The 1,439-nt window shown below is 41.7% G+C and carries 1 protein-coding gene and 1 pseudogene; one reads left to right on the top strand and one right to left on the bottom strand.

Annotated elements, in window-relative coordinates:
- Positions 1–215, top strand: a pseudogene (locus tag AC438_RS16930) (transposase); the annotation flags it as partial.
- 548 nt (positions 216–763) lie between these two features.
- On the opposite strand, the gene AC438_RS02665 reads toward AC438_RS16930, so the two are convergent.
- Positions 764–1,345, bottom strand: coding sequence for a DUF4349 domain-containing protein (locus tag AC438_RS02665; protein WP_053979738.1), 582 nt, complete (start codon positions 1,343–1,345; stop codon positions 764–766).
- Between the last annotated feature and the right edge of the window lie 94 nt (positions 1,346–1,439).

The raw sequence follows: 1,439 nt of genomic DNA, 5'->3' as shown, positions 1-1,439 counted from the left end.
CAGAATATACCAGCATCAAAGAACGCATTAACCCCATCTTTAATTTAGGCGAAGCGGTTAAGCAGCAAACCACTTTGCAGTCTATTCGCCAGTTTGACCTTCCCCTTAAGCCATTACTTAACTTTGAAGGTAGCCTTAAAAATACTGAGCAATCAGGGATTATTTTTGGCCTAGCCGATTATATTGATTTAGTCGATTGGACGGGCAGCTCTTGAGCATCCTGCTCCCGCTGCATTAGTGAATCCCTTCACGTCGTCGCGCTATTCGTGATGACAAGCGAGGCGCTATAGCCACACACTTACCGCCCATATTGGACCGCCTAAATATCGATATTGACGCTTGGCTATTACAAACACAGCACTTTGAGCGTGAGTATCAGGCCTTATTCGCCAAACACAGGCAAAGGCCCAAGCGCGCTGCCTAAACAACCACCCGCAATAACCCCTTTCCGCATTACCCACCATCACTCCTGCCCAACCCAATAACCCCATGTTATTAGCTTGGGTTCTTTATGCCTTTTATTGAATTAATGGGCTATTAGCGATTGTTTTAGCATGGCGATACAATAGTCGATAAAACTTAGTATCATTTTCTTTTTGGCATGCCTGTCTAAGTAGGTTCTATTCAATATCCATAATAATTCCATGAGTGCATGCATTGCTAACGCCAAGCTCATTTGCCGGAGGCTGTTGGCGATTTTTGTGCGGCTTTTATGCACAAAAGACGACAACGCCCGGAGGTCAAATGGAGCGCCTTGTTAGTTTTATTTTATTACAAACAACTTTCCAATTGCCCACATTAAACCTTTACCTATGTAACCGAGGGGACCGTATATAGTCTTCTGTTCAAACGTCACATTAACCGATGACATTGCAACCTGATCTAATAGTGATTTTCTGCGACCTTCGATTGTATCGATTTCCGTTTGTATTTTGGATAGCTCTTTTTCTATCGAAACTACTTCTTTAACGGTATTGGCTTTACCAAGTAGTTCTCTATATCGGGCGCGTAAGACGATTAAGTTTTTCATTCGAGCATCGATATCTATAACTTGATCAGTAACATCTCTGGAGCTAGTTGAATTGGATGTAACCTTACCTAGATTCGATATCTCAGTTATAAATATATCCAACTTAGATGAAGGTATCTTTATATTAAGGTTCGCTCGCTTTTCGGTATACCGGTTATTTGACTTCACATACCCGCCATACCCCTCGACTAGGGAGGACAAAGCATTAACTTTTTCATCTATATTTTCAACCGACAAAGTTAAACTAGCGGTTTGTATGATGTGCCTTTTGGGGCTAAAGCTAGCTTGTGACGCCTCAGCCTCGGCTTGCTTCATATTATTAGAGGCACACCCAACAAAAAACAAAACACAGGGTAAAAGCACGAACTTTAAATATCTCACTATTCTTCCTTATTGGGTAAAAACTAAC

The organism is Marinagarivorans algicola, from assembly GCF_001292705.1.
Taxonomy (GTDB): Bacteria; Pseudomonadota; Gammaproteobacteria; order Pseudomonadales; family Cellvibrionaceae; genus Marinagarivorans; species Marinagarivorans algicola.
This window is presented reverse-complemented; position numbering and strand designations above follow the sequence as displayed.